The 16,323-nt window shown below is 43.1% G+C and carries 15 protein-coding genes and 1 pseudogene; 14 read left to right on the top strand and 2 right to left on the bottom strand.

Annotation, left to right across the window (positions count from 1 at the left end; translation table 11 throughout):
* Positions 1 to 15: 15 nt before the first annotated feature.
* Positions 16 to 711: an ABC transporter ATP-binding protein gene (locus FBF73_RS06580; protein WP_000054197.1), complete on the bottom strand. Its 696-nt coding sequence runs from the start codon at positions 709 to 711 to the stop codon at positions 16 to 18.
* Between the two features lie 4 nt (positions 712 to 715).
* Entirely contained in the window at positions 716 to 1,081 is a 366-nt protein-coding gene (locus FBF73_RS06575; RefSeq protein WP_000119149.1) for a GntR family transcriptional regulator, read from the bottom strand.
* A gap of 139 nt (positions 1,082 to 1,220) precedes the next feature.
* On the opposite strand from FBF73_RS06575, the gene nrdR reads away from it, so the two are divergent.
* The 14 genes and pseudogenes from nrdR to FBF73_RS06505 all read left to right on the top strand — a co-directional run bounded on the left by nrdR (position 1,221) and on the right by FBF73_RS06505 (position 16,282).
* Positions 1,221 to 1,694: a transcriptional regulator NrdR gene (gene nrdR, locus FBF73_RS06570; RefSeq protein WP_001203672.1), complete on the top strand. Its 474-nt coding sequence runs from the start codon at positions 1,221 to 1,223 to the stop codon at positions 1,692 to 1,694.
* Positions 1,695 to 2,864 carry a replication initiation and membrane attachment family protein gene (locus FBF73_RS06565; protein ID WP_136937308.1) on the top strand — a complete coding sequence of 390 codons (1,170 nt, stop codon included), beginning with the start codon at positions 1,695 to 1,697 and terminating at the stop codon, positions 2,862 to 2,864. It begins immediately after the preceding gene.
* Positions 2,865 to 3,761 carry a primosomal protein DnaI gene (gene dnaI / locus FBF73_RS06560; protein ID WP_000446507.1) on the top strand — a complete coding sequence of 299 codons (897 nt, stop codon included), beginning with the start codon at positions 2,865 to 2,867 and terminating at the stop codon, positions 3,759 to 3,761.
* Positions 3,758 to 4,471, top strand: a complete 714-nt coding sequence (locus FBF73_RS06555; RefSeq protein WP_136937307.1) for an NADPH-dependent oxidoreductase — start codon at positions 3,758 to 3,760, stop codon at positions 4,469 to 4,471. Before dnaI ends, FBF73_RS06555 begins: the two co-directional genes overlap by 4 nt.
* A gap of 13 nt (positions 4,472 to 4,484) precedes the next feature.
* Positions 4,485 to 5,795, top strand: a complete 1,311-nt coding sequence (der, locus tag FBF73_RS06550) for a ribosome biogenesis GTPase Der (RefSeq protein ID WP_001207696.1) — start codon at positions 4,485 to 4,487, stop codon at positions 5,793 to 5,795.
* Between the two features lie 83 nt (positions 5,796 to 5,878).
* Positions 5,879 to 6,214: a hypothetical protein gene (locus FBF73_RS06545; protein ID WP_136937348.1), complete on the top strand. Its 336-nt coding sequence runs from the start codon at positions 5,879 to 5,881 to the stop codon at positions 6,212 to 6,214.
* A gap of 32 nt (positions 6,215 to 6,246) precedes the next feature.
* Positions 6,247 to 6,538 (top strand): annotated as a pseudogene (locus FBF73_RS10130) (hypothetical protein).
* 145 nt (positions 6,539 to 6,683) lie between these two features.
* Positions 6,684 to 9,197: a preprotein translocase subunit SecA gene (gene secA, locus FBF73_RS06540; protein ID WP_042750638.1), complete on the top strand. Its 2,514-nt coding sequence runs from the start codon at positions 6,684 to 6,686 to the stop codon at positions 9,195 to 9,197.
* Between the two features lie 80 nt (positions 9,198 to 9,277).
* Entirely contained in the window at positions 9,278 to 10,309 is a 1,032-nt protein-coding gene (locus tag FBF73_RS06535) for a 3-deoxy-7-phosphoheptulonate synthase (RefSeq protein ID WP_136937306.1), read from the top strand.
* Position 10,310: 1 nt separating this feature from the next.
* The gene (locus FBF73_RS06530; RefSeq protein ID WP_049502447.1) at positions 10,311 to 11,342 is read left to right on the top strand and encodes a 3-deoxy-7-phosphoheptulonate synthase; all 1,032 of its coding nucleotides are present in this window, start codon (positions 10,311 to 10,313) and stop codon (positions 11,340 to 11,342) included.
* A 44-nt stretch (positions 11,343 to 11,386) separates the two neighbouring features.
* A complete protein-coding gene (gene acpS, locus FBF73_RS06525) occupies positions 11,387 to 11,749 on the top strand; it encodes a holo-ACP synthase (RefSeq protein ID WP_169435188.1) in 363 nt (120 codons plus the stop codon).
* Positions 11,739 to 12,842, top strand: a complete 1,104-nt coding sequence (gene alr / locus FBF73_RS06520) for an alanine racemase (protein WP_136937305.1) — start codon at positions 11,739 to 11,741, stop codon at positions 12,840 to 12,842. The genes acpS and alr overlap by 11 nt, the downstream gene beginning before the upstream one ends.
* A 17-nt stretch (positions 12,843 to 12,859) precedes the next feature.
* Positions 12,860 to 14,875 (top strand): ATP-dependent DNA helicase RecG, encoded by a 2,016-nt coding sequence (gene recG, locus FBF73_RS06515; protein ID WP_136937304.1) that lies wholly within the window; start codon positions 12,860 to 12,862, stop codon positions 14,873 to 14,875.
* A 426-nt stretch (positions 14,876 to 15,301) separates the two neighbouring features.
* Positions 15,302 to 16,282 (top strand): acetylxylan esterase, encoded by a 981-nt coding sequence (locus FBF73_RS06505; RefSeq protein ID WP_136937303.1) that lies wholly within the window; start codon positions 15,302 to 15,304, stop codon positions 16,280 to 16,282.
* Positions 16,283 to 16,323 lie beyond the last annotated feature (41 nt).

Here is a 16,323-nt window from a genome sequence, read left to right as displayed (position 1 = left end):
AATAATCTCCTTTGCTTAGGCCTTAAATTCCTGACGGAAGAGTTGGTCAATGGATTCACCTGACTCATAGCGAATGTCATCTACATTTCCTTGACGGACGACTTTTCCATCTTTGAGGAAGACAATTTCATCCAAGATTGGCTCGATATCAGAAATCAAGTGGGTAGAAATCAAAACGGTAGAAGTTGGGGAGTAGTTGTTGATAATGGTATTGAGGATATACTCACGGGCTGCTGGGTCTACTCCACCAATGGGTTCGTCCAGAACGTAAAGACGAGCATCACGGCTCATAACCAAAATTAATTGTACCTTTTCTTTGTTACCTTTTGATAGTTTCTTGAGACGACTATTTTCATCAATGCCAAGGTCAGCAAGTAGATGATGGGCGCGTTCCAGATTGAAATCTTTATAGAAGGTCTTGAAGTAGGTTAGGGCTTCTTTGACCTTCATTTGCTCATTGAGATAGGTGGTATCAGGTAAATAAGCTACGATGGCCTTGGTTGCTGGGCTTGGGTCCATATCGTTGATAAGGACACGTCCTTGATCTGGTTGCAAGAGGCCATTGATTAGTTTAATCAAGGTTGTTTTTCCTGAGCCGTTTGGGCCAAGGAGACCAACAATTTTTCCAGCTGGGATGTCAAGAGAAACATTTTCAAGGGCTGGGGTTGCTCCATAAGATTTGGATACATTTTCAAATGCTAGTAATGACATAGGCTTAAACTCCTTTAATATAATCGCCGACTACGCCTGGTAGTTCTTCTTTTTCATAGCCAAAATGGGTCATGGAGGAAACGAAGTGTTCCAATTCTTCTTCCGATAATTGTTTGCGTGATTGGGCGATTAGCTCCTTATCCTCCGTTACAAATCGTCCAGTTGTTCGCTTGCTGTAGACAAATCCTTCTCGTTCGAGGTCTGACAAGGCTCTTTGGATGGTGTTTGGATTGACACCTGCCTCGCTAGCCAGCTCTCTCACGGTTGGAAGTTGTTGATTGGGTTCCAGTGTATGGGAAACAATCTGAAGCTTGATTTTCTCCATAATCTGTAAATAGATGGGTTTTTTGTTGTCAAATGTCCAGGACATCTTGGTCTCCTTTCTCCTATCCTTTTGTCTTAATTAAATAATACAACAAAACAAAAAACTTGTCAAGCAAAAAGAAGAATTGTTTTGGGAATCGTTTAAAAAATGGTATAATGAAAAGAAAACGATAAGGAGGGAAAGGATGCGTTGTCCAAAATGTGGGGCTACCAAGTCAAGTGTTATCGATAGTCGCCAAGCAGAAGAAGGGAACACTATTCGTAGAAGACGTGAGTGCGACGAATGCCAACACCGTTTTACAACCTACGAACGAGTAGAAGAAAGAACCTTAGTGGTTGTTAAAAAAGATGGCACACGGGAACAATTCTCCAGAGATAAAATCTTTAATGGGATTATCCGCTCAGCCCAGAAACGTCCTGTGTCAAGTGATGAAATCAACATGGTAGTCAATCGTATCGAACAGAAACTCCGTGGTCGAAATGAAAATGAAATTCAAAGTGAGGACATTGGTTCACTCGTCATGGAGGAGTTGGCTGAGTTAGATGAGATTACCTATGTACGTTTTGCCAGTGTCTATCGTAGTTTTAAGGATGTCAGTGAGTTAGAGAGCTTGCTCCAACAAATCACCCAGTCCTCTAAAAAGAAAAAGGAAAGATAAATGAAGCCAATTGACCGTTTTTCTTATCTAAAGAATAATCGGGTGTCGCAAGATACCTCATCTCTGGTACAGTGCTACCTCCCGATTATCGGTCAGGAGGCACTGAGCCTTTATCTTTATACGATTAATTTTTGGGATAATGGTAGAAAGGAATATCTTTTTTCAAGCATTCTTAACCATCTTAACTTTGGAATGGATAGATTGATAAAAGCCCTGAAAATCCTATCTGCTTTCAATCTCTTGACCCTCTATCAAAAGGGTGATGTTTATCAGCTAGCCATTCAGGTTCCTCTATCTAGTCAAGACTTCTTGGAACATCCTGTTTATCGCAGACTTTTAGAGAAAAAGATTGGTGATGCAGCTGTGGAGGATTTGAAAGTTGAGAGTGCTGAGGGAGAAGAAAGACCTGTCTCACTCAATCAAGTCTTTCCAGACTTGGCAGAACTAGGAAATCAAGAAGACCTTGGTCTCAAGAAGAAAGTGGCCAACGATTTTGACTTGGACCATTTTCGTCAGCTTATGGCTCGAGATGGCCTTCGCTTTGCGGATGAGCAGTCCGATGTCTTGAACCTCTTTGCCATCGCCGAGGAGAAGAAATGGACTTGGTTTGAAACTTATCAATTGGCCAAGTCAACAGCTGTTTCTCAGGTTATTTCAACCAAACGAATGCGGGAAAAAATCGCTCAAAAACCGATTTCTTCTGACTTTAATTCTAAGGAAGCAACCATTATCAAGGAAGCCAAAAGTAAAACTGCCCTGCAGTTCTTGGCAGAAATCAAGCAAACGCGCAAGGGAACCATCACCCAAACAGAAAGAGAACTCTTGCAACAGATGGCTGGCTTGGGCTTGCTGGACGAAGTCATTAATATCATTCTCTTATTGACCTTTAATAAGGTGGATTCGGCAAACATCAACGAGAAATATGCCATGAAGGTAGCCAATGATTACGCCTATCAAAAGATTCATTCGGCAGAAGAGGCAGTCTTACGAATCCGTGAGCGAGGGCAGAAGAGTCAGACTCAAAAAAGCAGTAACCCCAGTCCTGCCAAGTCCAATGTACCCAAGTGGAGCAATCCAGATTATAAGAATGAAACCAGCGAGGAAACTCGTCTGGAACTAGAACGTAAGAAACAAGAACTATTAGCTCGATTAGAAAAAGGAGGAGATTAGATGGAAAGTGTCGGAGACGTACTCAAGCGTCAACCTAGCCGTTTTCATTATCAAGATTTGGTCCAGAAGATCATGAAGGACCCTGATGTTGCGGCCTTTATCCAGCAAGAATCCCTTACTCCAGAGGAATTGAATCGTAGTATCTCCAAGTTTAATCAGTATATTACCGAGCGTGACAAATTTCTCCGTGGGGATACGGATTATATTGCCAAAGGCTACAAGCCGATTTTGGTTATGAACCATGGTTATGCGGACGTTTCTTATGAAGAAACTCCTGAACTAATCGCGGCGGAAAAAGAAGCGGCTATTAAGAACCGTCTCAAGTTAATCAATCTACCAGCCAGTCTAAAGCAAGCTAGTTTAGCTCAAGTTGACTTGGATGATTTGGGGCGCTTGCCAGTTTTTGAAAAGCTATTAGCCTTCGTGGAGCAATATCCAGCTATTCGAAAAGGTCTTTACTTATATGGAGACTTTGGTGTGGGAAAAAGTTTCATGGTGGCTGCCTTGGCTCATGATTTATCAGAAAAACGAGGTGTTTCATCCACTCTCCTCCATTATCCAAGCTTTGTCATCGATGTCAAAAATGCTATCGGTGATGGGAATGTTAAGACCTTGGTGGATGAGATTAAGCTTTCTGAAGTCCTGATTTTAGATGACATTGGTGCCGAGCAATCAACAGCTTGGGTGCGTGATGAAATCTTGCAGGTCATTCTCCAATATCGGATGCAGGAAAATTTACCGACCTTTTTTACATCCAACTTCAACTTTGAAGATTTGGAGTTGCATTTCGCTAAAGGGAAGCATGGAAATGACGAAACCTGGGAAGCCAGACGCGTCATGGAACGCATCCGTTATTTAGCTGAGGAGACTCGTTTAGAAGGAGTAAACCGTCGATGACAGAAACAATCAAATTAATGAAGGCTCATACTTCAGTGCGCAGATTTAAGGAGCAAGCCCTTCCTCAAGAAGACTTGACTGAAATCTTGACAGCAGCCCAGATGGCTTCGTTTTGGAAGAATTTCCAATCCTACTCTGTGATTGTGGTACGGAGTCAAAAGAAGAAAGATGCCTTGTATGAATTGGTACCTCAAGAAGCCATTCGCCAGTCAGCTGTTTTCCTTCTCTTTGTCGGAGATTTGAACAGAGCAGAAAAGGGAGCCCAGCTTCATACTGATACCTTCCAACCTCAAGGTGTAGAAGGTCTCTTGATTAGTTCGGTCGATGCGGCTCTTGCTGGTCAAAATGCCCTGTTGGCAGCTGAAAGCTTGGGATATGGTGGTGTCATTATTGGCTTGGTTCGATACAAGTCCGAAGAAGTGGCAGAGCTTTTTAACCTGCCTGACTACACCTATCCTGTCTTTGGGATGGCACTAGGTGTGCCAAATCAACATCATGATGTGAAACCAAGACTGCCACTAGAGAATGTTGTCTTTGAGGAAGAATACCAAGAACAGTCAACTGAGGCAATAGAAGCTTATGACCGTGTACAGGCTGACTATGCTGGGGCGCGTGCGACCACAAGTTGGAGTCAGCGCCTAGCAGAACAGTTTGGTCAAGCTGAACCAAGCTCAACTAGAAAAAATCTTGAACAGAAAAAGTTATTGTAGAAAGTGAGAAATTATGGCCCTACCAACTATTGCCATTGTAGGACGTCCCAATGTTGGGAAATCAACCCTATTTAATCGGATCGCTGGTGAGCGAATCTCCATTGTAGAAGATGTCGAAGGAGTGACACGTGACCGTATCTATGCGACGGGTGAGTGGCTCAATCGTTCTTTTAGCATGATTGATACAGGAGGAATCGATGATGTCGATGCTCCTTTCATGGAACAAATCAAGCACCAGGCAGAAATTGCTATGGAAGAAGCCGATGTTATCGTCTTTGTCGTGTCTGGTAAGGAAGGAATTACCGATGCAGACGAATACGTAGCCCGTAAGCTTTATAAAACCCACAAACCAGTCATCCTCGCAGTTAACAAGGTGGACAACCCTGAGATGCGAAATGATATCTATGATTTCTATGCCCTCGGTTTGGGTGAACCACTGCCTATCTCATCTGTCCATGGGATTGGTACAGGGGATGTGCTAGATGCTATCGTAGAAAATCTTCCAAATGAATATGAGGAAGAAAATCCAGATGTGATTAAGTTTAGCTTGATTGGTCGTCCCAACGTTGGAAAATCAAGTTTGATTAACGCTATTTTGGGAGAAGACCGTGTCATTGCCAGTCCCGTTGCTGGAACAACGCGTGACGCTATTGATACCCACTTTACAGATACAGATGGTCAAGAGTTTACCATGATTGATACGGCTGGTATGCGTAAGTCTGGTAAGGTTTATGAAAATACCGAGAAATACTCTGTCATGCGCGCCATGCGTGCTATTGACCGCTCAGATGTGGTCTTGATGGTCATCAATGCGGAAGAGGGTATTCGTGAATACGATAAGCGTATCGCAGGATTTGCTCATGAAGCTGGTAAAGGGATGATTATCGTGGTCAACAAGTGGGATACACTTGAAAAAGACAACCACACTATGAAAAACTGGGAAGAAGATATCCGTGAGCAGTTCCAATACCTGCCTTACGCACCGATTATCTTTGTATCCGCTTTGACCAAGCAACGCCTCCACAAACTTCCTGAGATGATTAAGCAAATTAGTGAAAGTCAAAATACACGTATCCCATCAGCTGTCTTGAACGATGTCATCATGGATGCCATTGCCATCAACCCAACACCGACAGACAAAGGAAAACGCCTCAAGATTTTCTACGCGACCCAAGTGGCAACCAAACCACCAACCTTTGTTATCTTTGTCAACGAAGAAGAACTCATGCACTTTTCTTACCTGCGTTTCTTGGAAAATCAAATCCGCAAGGCCTTTGTCTTTGAGGGGACTCCGATTCATCTCATCGCAAGAAAACGCAAATAAAAAAGCAGAATCTGGAATGACATTTCCAGATTTTTTTGATAGAATGAAGTTGAAGAAAACGCTATCAAAAAGAGGTGTCGATGATGGAACATTTGTTTAAATTCTTACTTTTAGCACCTTACTTTTATTTTGATAACTGGATTGAAAAGGCCAACAGAAATAGTAAATTTTTCCCAATTTTTTACTATTTTTACTGGGTTTACATCCCCCTCTATTCTCTTTTTAGCCTTGCTTGGACAGTTGTTTCAGTTCTGTTTTTCAATATCGTCTTGAGAAATGTGACAGATATCAAGTTTTGGGGCATTTGGTTTCTTTTTATTATGCTAGCTATTGGTATGAATTGGTTAACTTATTCCTGTTTTAAAAAAATGCTTCGCTTGAGACGGGAACTCGGGAAGTCTAAAGGTGAAAAGCATTGATTTATATGGTTTTTATTGATAGGAGGTGGCTTATGGCGCATCTAAAATCATTTATTACACGCTATTCCAAGGTTTATATTGGTTTAGTTCTGCTGATCTGGCTTGCTTTCTTTCTTCTTTATTCCTTAGGGTAGTCCGGTTCTGGGGATAACGATTGACATCTTCATTATGCAGAAAGTCTTGCTAGTTTTTGGAATTCTGTCCATTTTGATGGCCTTGCTGTCCAAGAAAGTCAGTCTCTTTGTTTTTGGACTTATCTGTTGTCTTTCTCTTTGGATTAATCTATTTATTCTATTTGCTCTTTTGCCGATTTTTGGCAATTAAAGCATCATAAAAGTCAGAGAGGTTAGCTTGGAAACTAGCCTCTTTTTCCTTTTCAAAATGGGGATTCTTCCTTGAAAATAATCAGTAATTGTGCTAAAATTAAAAGAACATTCTAAAATATTCGGAATTTAAAGTAAGGAAAAACATGGCTAATATTTTAAAAACAATTATCGAAAATGATAAAGGAGAAATCCGTCGTCTGGAAAAGATGGCTGACAAGGTTTTCAAATACGAAGACCAAATGGCTGCTTTGACAGATGACCAACTAAAAGCAAAAACAGTTGAATTTAAAGAACGTTATCAAAATGGAGAATCACTGGATTCGTTGCTTTATGAAGCATTTGCGGTTGTCCGTGAAGGTGCCAAACGTGTCCTAGGTCTCTTCCCATATAAGGTTCAGGTCATGGGGGGAATCGTTCTTCACCATGGTGACGTGCCAGAAATGCGTACAGGGGAAGGGAAAACCTTGACTGCGACCATGCCCGTATACCTCAATGCCCTTTCAGGTAAAGGGGTTCACGTAGTTACGGTCAATGAATATCTATCCGAACGTGACGCGACTGAGATGGGTGAATTGTACTCATGGCTTGGTTTGTCAGTAGGGATTAACTTGGCTGCCAAATCTCCAATGGAGAAAAAAGAAGCCTATGAGTGTGACATTACCTACTCAACCAACTCAGAAATCGGATTTGACTACCTTCGTGACAACATGGTCGTTCGCGCTGAAAACATGGTACAACGCCCGCTTAACTATGCCTTGGTCGATGAGGTTGACTCTATCTTGATTGACGAGGCCCGTACACCTTTGATCGTATCAGGTGCTAACGCTGTTGAAACCAGTCAGTTGTATCACATGGCAGACCACTATGTAAAATCTTTGGACAAAGACGACTACATCATCGATGTGCAGTCTAAGACTATTGGTTTGTCTGATTCAGGGATTGACAAGGCTGAAAGCTACTTCAAACTTGAAAACCTCTATGACATCGAAAACGTAGCTTTGACTCACTTTATCGATAACGCCCTTCGTGCCAACTACATCATGCTTCTCGATATTGACTATGTGGTGAGCGAAGAACAAGAAATTTTGATTGTCGACCAATTTACAGGTCGTACCATGGAAGGTCGTCGTTATTCTGATGGCTTGCACCAAGCCATTGAAGCCAAAGAAGGTGTGCCAATCCAGGATGAAACCAAGACATCTGCCTCAATCACTTACCAAAACCTCTTCCGTATGTACAAGAAATTGTCTGGTATGACGGGTACAGGTAAGACTGAGGAAGAAGAATTCCGTGAAATTTACAACATTCGTGTTATTCCAATCCCAACAAACCGTCCTGTTCAGCGTATTGACCATCCAGACTTACTTTTTGCTAGTATTGAAGCTAAGTTTAAGGCGGTTGTCGAAGACGTTAAGGCTCGTTACCAAAAAGGTCAGCCTGTCTTGGTTGGTACAGTTGCGGTTGAAACCAGTGACTACATTTCTAAGAAATTGGTCGCAGCTGGTGTTCCTCACGAAGTCTTGAACGCTAAAAATCACTATAAAGAAGCCCAAATCATTATGAATGCTGGTCAACGTGGTGCTGTTACCATCGCAACCAACATGGCTGGTCGTGGTACCGACATCAAGCTTGGTGAAGGAGTTCGTGAACTTGGGGGACTTTGTGTTATTGGTACAGAACGTCATGAAAGCCGTCGTATTGATAACCAGCTTCGTGGACGTTCAGGTCGTCAAGGAGATCCAGGTGAGTCACAATTCTACCTATCTCTTGAAGATGATTTGATGAAACGTTTTGGTTCTGAGCGTCTGAAAGGTGTCTTCGAACGTCTCAATATGTCTGATGAAGCGATTGAATCTCGCATGTTGACACGTCAGGTTGAAGCGGCTCAAAAACGTGTCGAAGGAAATAACTACGATACCCGTAAACAAGTCCTTCAATATGATGATGTCATGCGTGAACAACGTGAAATTATCTATGCTCAACGTTACGATGTCATCACTGCAGATCGTGATTTGGCACCTGAAATTCAGGCAATGATCAAACGCACGATTGGTCGTGTCGTTGATGGTCATGCGCGTGCCAAACAAGATGAAAAATTAGAAGCAATTTTGAACTTTGCTAAGTACAACTTGCTTCCAGAAGATTCGATTACGATGGAAGACTTGTCGGGCTTGTCTGACAAGGCAATTAAAGAAGAGCTCTTCCAACGTGCCTTGCAAGTTTACGATAGTCAGGTTTCAAAACTACGCGATGAAGAAGCAGTGAAAGAATTCCAAAAAGTTTTGATTCTACGAGTGGTAGATAACAAGTGGACAGATCATATCGATGCCCTTGATCAATTGCGTAACGCAGTTGGACTTCGTGGCTATGCTCAGAACAACCCTGTTGTTGAGTATCAGGCGGAAGGTTTCCGTATGTTTAATGACATGATTGGTTCGATTGAGTTTGATGTGACACGCTTGATGATGAAAGCACAAATTCATGAACAAGAAAGACCACAAGCAGAACACCATATCAGTACAACAGCGACTCGCAATATCGCTGCCCACCAAGCAAATATGCCAGAAAATCTGGATTTGAGCCAGATTGGACGGAATGAACTTTGCCCATGTGGTTCTGGTAAGAAGTTTAAAAACTGTCACGGGAAAAGACAATAAAATGAGATAGTTTAGAGGCGGATACCTTGTGAAAAGTAAATTTTTACTTGGTATCCGTTTGCTTTATAAGGAGATGAGTTATGGTATTTACAGCAAAAAGTCCTAAAATTAATATTGAAGAAGTTCGTGCCTTATCAAAATTAGAAGGCCAAGCTTTGGAGAGAAAATCACAGCGCGATCAAGAGCTAGAAGCCATTATACGTGGAGAAGACCAGCGGATTCTATTGGTAATCGGGCCATGCTCATCTGACAATGAAGAAGCTGTTCTTGAATACGCTAGGCGTTTGTCAGTCCTACAAGAAGAAGTAGCAGACCGTATCTTTATGGTTATGCGTGTTTATACTGCCAAACCCCGTACCAACGGAGATGGTTACAAGGGCTTGATTCACCAGCCTAACGCGACAGAAGCGCCTAGTCTTATCAATGGAATCAAAGCCGTGCGCCATCTTCATTATCGTGTCATCACGGAAACAGGTATGACGACTGCTGATGAAATGCTTTATCCTGAAAATCTTCCGCTTGTGGATGATTTGATTTCTTACATGGCGGTTGGTGCTCGTTCAGTTGAAGACCAGCAACACCGCTTTGTGGCCAGTGGAGCAGATTTCGCGACTGGTTTTAAAAATCCAACCTCTGGAAATCTCAATGTCATGTTTAATGGGATTTATGCTGCTCAAAACAAACAAAGTTTCCTTTTCCTAGGAAAAGAGGTGGAAACAACTGGGAACCCGCTTTCGCACGCCATTCTTCGTGGAGCGACCAATGAGTATGGTAAGAATATTCCCAACTACTACTATGATAATTTGATGGATACCATTGCCCAGTATGAGAAAATGGGCTTGGAAAATCCTTTTATCATTGTGGATACCAATCATGACAACTCTGGTAAGCAATATATGGACCAGATTCGAATTGTCCGCCAGACCTTGATTAACCGTGATTGGAATGAAAAAATTAAGCAGTACGTTCGTGGCTTTATGATTGAGTCTTATCTAGAAGACGGCCGTCAAAACGAACCAGAAGTATTTGGCAAGTCTATCACGGACCCTTGCCTAGGCTGGGAAAATACAGAAGCCCTTGTCAGAGAAATCTACCAAACGCTAGGAGAATAAGATGGCATTTATTGAAAAAGGTCAAGAAATCGATATTGAAGCAATCAAGGCAGAAACCCAATTGTCTGCGGAAGCCTTGCGTCTAAAAGAGCGTCGTGATAGAGAATTGGCAGACATTATTTCAGGAGAAGATGACCGTATCCTTTTGGTGATTGGTCCTTGCTCTTCTGATAATGAAGAGGCTGTCTTGGAATATGCCCGCCGTTTATCTGCCTTGCAGAAGAAGGTGGCGGACAAGATTTTCATGGTTATGCGTGTTTATACTGCCAAACCTCGTACTAACGGAGACGGCTATAAAGGTTTGGTTCACCAACCAGATACTTCTAAGGCTCCAAGTCTGATTAACGGTTTGCAGGCTGTGCGCCAGTTGCACTACCGCGTGATTACAGAGACAGGTTTGACAACGGCAGATGAGATGCTTTATCCATCAAATCTGGTTTTGGTAGATGATTTGGTCAGCTACCATGCTGTTGGGGCTCGTTCTGTGGAAGACCAAGAGCACCGCTTTGTGGCTTCAGGGATTGATGCACCAGTCGGGATGAAAAATCCAACTTCTGGAAACCTTGGGGTCATGTTTAACGGTATCTATGCCGCTCAGAACAAACAAACCTTCCTCTTTCATGGTCAAGAAGTTGAAACTTCAGGAAATCCCTTGGCCCACGTCATCCTTCGTGGCGCAGTCAATGAATATGGGAAAAATGAGCCTAACTTTTACTATGAAACTTTGCTAAATGCCATTGAGCGCTATGAAGCCATGGGACTTGAAAATCCCTTTATCCTCATTGACACCAACCATGATAATTCTGGCAAGCAATATATGGAACAGATTCGAATTGTTCGCCAGACTTTGCAGAATCGTGATTGGAATGAGAAGATTAAAAAGATAGTTCGAGGCTTTATGATTGAATCTTACCTAGCAGATGGTCGTCAAAACCAACCAGAGGTCTTTGGTTGCTCTATTACCGATCCTTGCCTAGGTTGGGAGAATACAGAGGCCTTGGTAGAAGAGATTTACGCTACCTTGACAAAATAAGTGAAAAGGATGGAGTTGGGGGATCTCAACTCCTTTTGATGAGAATGATAGTTGGACACGGAATTGACATCGAAGAATTAGCTTCGATAGAAAGCGCAGTTACACGACATGAAGGATTTGCTAAGCGCGTGCTGACCGCTAAGGAAATGGAACGGTTTAACAGTCTTAAAAGGCGCAGACAAATCGAATATTTGGCAGGTCGCTGGTCGGCTAAGGAGGCCTTTTCCAAGGCTATGGGAACTGGTATTGGGAAACTCGCTTTTCATGATTTGGAAGTCTTGAACAATGAACGCGGGGCGCCTTATTTTAGTCGGTCACCATTTTCAGGAAAGATTTGGCTGTCTATCAGCCACACAGATCAGTTTGTGACAGCCAGTGTCATTTTGGAGGAAAATCATGAAAGCTAGTCCACATAGACCAACCAAGGCTCTGATTCATCTGGGAGCTATTCGACAAAATATTCAGCAAATGGGGGCTCATATCCCTGAAGGAACGCTCAAGTGGGCTGTGGTCAAGGCCAATGCCTATGGTCATGGAGCTGTTGCCGTTGCGACGGCTATTCAAGATGATGTAGATGGTTTTTGCGTTTCCAATATTGATGAGGCTATTGAACTCAGACAGGCTGGACTCAGCAAGAAAATCCTCATTTTAGGAGTTTCTGAAATCGAAGCTGTTTCTCTTGCTAAAGAATACGACATCACCTTGACAGTGGCTGGGCTGGAGTGGATTCAAGCGCTCTTAGATAAGGAAGCGAACCTAACTGGATTGACAGTCCACCTCAAGATTGATTCAGGAATGGGACGTATTGGTTTTATAGAGGCTAGCGAAGCTGAGCAGGCTCAAGCTTTGCTTCAACAACATGGTGCTCGTGTTGAAGGGATTTTTACCCACTTTGCTACTGCAGACGAGGAATCAGATGCCTACTTTAATGTCCAGTTAGAACGGTTTAAAACTATTTTGGCCAGTATGAAAGGTCTTCCAGAGCTGGTTCATGCCAGCAATTCTGCAACGACTCTTTGGCATGCAGAGACTATTTTCAATGCGGTTCGTATGGGAGATGCCATGTATGGTCTTAATCCTAGCGGAGAGGTCTTGGACTTACCCTATGACTTGAAACCAGCCTTGACCTTGGAATCTGCTCTGGTTCATGTCAAGACAGTTTCAGCTGGAGCTTGCATGGGCTATGGAGCAACTTATCAAGCGGATAGCGAGCAAGTCATCGCGACGGTACCAATTGGCTATGCGGATGGATGGACACGAGACATGCAGAATTTTTCTGTCTTGGTAGATGGCCAAGCTTGCCCAATCGTCGGCAGGGTTTCGATGGACCAAATCACTATTCGATTACCTAAGCCTTACCCACTCGGAACCAAGGTAACCTTGATTGGCTCCAACGGTGACAAGGAAATCACAGCAACTCAGGTAGCTGACTACCGTGGCACTATTAACTATGAGGTGGCTTGTCTCCTTAGCGACCGTATTCCGAGAGAATATTATTAAAAAGAAAGGAGTGGAGCATGAATCTACATCAACCCTTGCATGTCTTACCTGGTGTGGGACCAAAGTCAGCAGAAAAATACGCCAAACTAGGAATTGAAAATTTGCAAGACCTCTTGCTCTACTTTCCTTTCCGATATGAAGATTTCAAGACCAAGCAAGTATTGGAACTAGAGGACGGGGAGAAGGCGGTCCTATCTGGTCAAGTCGTGACTCCTGCTAGTGTCCAGTATTATGGTTTCAAGCGCAATCGCCTGCGCTTTAGCCTCAAGCAGGGAGAAGTCGTTTTTGCAGTGAATTTCTTTAACCAGCCCTATCTGGCTGATAAGATAGAGTTGGGAGCAACCCTGGCAGTATTTGGAAAATGGGACCGCGCCAAGGCTAGTCTGACAGGGATGAAGGTTTTGGCTCAGGTGGAAGATGACCTCCAACCTGTTTATCGTCTGGCTCAGGGAATCAGTCAGGCCAGTCTGGTCAAGGTTATTAAGACGGCTTTTGATCAGGGACTGGACCTCTTGATAGAGGAAAATCTTCCCCAGTCTTTACTGGACAAATACAAACTCATATCCCGTTGTCAGGCCGTTCGTGCCATGCATTTTCCTAAAGATTTGGCAGAATACAAGCAGGCCCTTCGCCGTATCAAGTTTGAGGAACTCTTTTACTTCCAAATGCAGTTACAGACGCTCAAGTCTGAAAATAGAGTTCAGGGAAGTGGCCTGGTTCTTGATTGGTCTCAGGAAAAAGTGGCGACTGTTAAAGAAAATCTACCTTTTGCCCTGACTCCAGCTCAGGAAAAGAGTTTGCAGGAAATTTTGATAGACATGAAGTCCGACCACCACATGAATCGTCTTTTGCAAGGGGATGTGGGGAGCGGAAAAACGGTAGTCGCTGGTTTGGCCATGTTTGCGGCGGTGACAGCTGGCTATCAGGCAGCCCTCATGGTGCCAACAGAGATTCTAGCAGAGCAGCATTTTGAGAGTTTGAAGGGGCTTTTTCCAGACTTGAAATTAGCTCTCTTGATAGGTTCCTTGAAGGTTGCAGAAAAGAGAGAAGTCTTGGAGACTATTGTCAGGGGTAAGGCTGATTTGATTATCGGAACCCACGCTCTGATTCAGGATGGGGTAGATTATGCTCGTCTGGGATTGATTATCATCGATGAGCAGCACCGATTTGGTGTAGGGCAAAGGCGTATTTTACGGGAAAAAGGCGACAATCCAGATGTCCTCATGATGACGGCGACTCCCATACCACGAACCTTGGCTATCACAGCCTTTGGAGATATGGATGTTTCCATTATTGACCAGATGCCAGCAGGACGGAAGCCTATTGTGACACGCTGGATCAAGCATGAGCAACTACCTCAGGTCTTGACTTGGTTAGAGGGAGAAATCCAAAAAGGTTCTCAAGCCTATGTCATCTCTCCCTTGATTGAAGAATCAGAAGCTCTGGATTTGAAAAATGCCATTGCCTTATCAGAGGAGCTGACGGCTCATTTTGCTGGTAAGGCAGAGGTGGCTCTTTTACATGGTAAGATGAAGAGTGATGAAAAAGACCAGATTATGCAGGAGTTCAAAGAGCGAAAAACGGATATTCTAGTTTCGACAACGGTTATCGAGGTTGGGGTTAATGTTACAAATGCGACAGTTATGATCATCATGGATGCCGATCGCTTCGGTCTTAGTCAGCTTCATCAGCTTAGAGGTCGTGTCGGTCGGGGGGACAAGCAATCCTATGCTGTTCTTGTTGCTAATCCCAAGACTGATTCTGGGAAAGATCGCATGCGCATCATGACAGAAACGACCAATGGATTTGTCCTTGCGGAGGAAGATTTGAAAATGCGGGGTTCAGGTGAGATTTTTGGAACCAGACAGTCAGGTCTTCCAGAGTTCCAAGTAGCTGATATTATTGAAGATTTTCCGATTTTAGAAGAAGCCAGAAAGGTTGCTAGCTACATTAGTTCTATTGAAGGCTGGCAAGAGGATCCAGAGTGGCGGATGATTGCCTTTCATTTGGAGAAAAAAGAACATCTAGATTAAGCTTTCTCTAAGGAAATCTTATACTCAATGAAAATCAAAGAGCAAACTAGGAAGCTAGCCGCAAGCTGTACTTGAGTACGGTAAGGCGACGCTGACGTGGTTTGAATTTGATTTTCGAAGAGTATTAAGCTAGCTTTCAGGTTTGCCCTTTATACTAGAGTCATCAAAAAGAAACGAGGACTCTCACATGACAGTAACGATTAAAGTAAATTACCAAACCACTTTCCAAAATAAAGAAGCAAAAAATTAAGATTAAGCAGAAGAAGAAAGAGCGAAATGCTCTTTTTTCGTTTCTAAAACTACTTTCAGCCCATTATCCTAAAAGTAAAGAATCTAAAATCTCTTTCTATTTACCCTTCTTTCTTGCATTGATTTCTTAGATATGCTACAGTTGTGGTAGCGATTACAAAATAAAAGGAGCATATTATGAAAAATCCAGCTTTGTTAGAAGAAATCAAGACTTATAGAGGACGGGACGAGATTCCAGAAGACTTTGATGCTTTCTGGGATGAAGAAGTGAAAAAAGTTTCCAATCTTCCAGCCTATCAGTTGGAGGAAAGAGATTTCCACATTCCTCAAGTTAAGTGCTATGAATTAACCTTTAAAGGAACCAATGAAGGTAAGGTCTATGCGCGTGTCGTTTTTCCAAAGACTGAGGAGAAGGTTCCGCTAATCTTCCATTTCCATGGTTATATGGGACGTGGCTGGGACTGGGCTGACATGCTAGCCTATACTGTGGCTGGTTACGGTGTTGTTTCCATGGACGTTCGAGGCCAGTCGGGCTATTCACAAGACGGCTTGCGTTCTCCTATAGGAAATACAGTTAAAGGACATATCATCCGTGGGGCTGTGGAAGGTCGGGAGCATCTCTTTTATAAAGATGTCTATCTGGATATTTACCAGTTGGTTGAAATTATTGCTAGTCTGCCTCAGGTTGATGAGAAGCGTCTTTCTAGCTATGGTGCCTCGCAAGGAGGGGCTCTAGCCCTAGTTGCAGCAGCGCTCAGTCCTCGGATTCAGAAAACAGTTGCCATCTATCCCTTCTTGTCAGACTTTAGACGAGTGCTTGAGATTGGTAATACAAGTGAAGCCTATGACGAACTTTTCCGTTATTTCAAGTTTCACGATCCCTTCCACGAAACTGAGGAGGAGATCATGGCGACCCTGGCCTATATCGATGTGAAAAATCTTGCTCATCGTATCAAGGGTGAGGTTAAGATGATTACGGGTTTGGACGACGATGTTTGCTATCCTATTACCCAGTTTGCGATTTACAACCGTCTCACCTGCGATAAGGCCTATCGCATCATGCCTGAGTATGCCCACGAAGCCATGAATGTCTTTGTCAATGACCAAGTCTACAACTGGCTTTGTGGTAGTGAGATTCCTTTTAAGTATATAAAGTGATGAATGAGAGAGCCCAGTAGCTCTCTTTTTGTTATAAATGT

The organism is Streptococcus mitis, assembly GCF_005144795.1.
Classification (GTDB): Bacteria; Bacillota; Bacilli; order Lactobacillales; family Streptococcaceae; genus Streptococcus; species Streptococcus mitis_BB.
The sequence above is the reverse complement of the archived record's forward strand: the minus strand, read 5'-3'. Positions and strand labels throughout refer to the sequence as shown.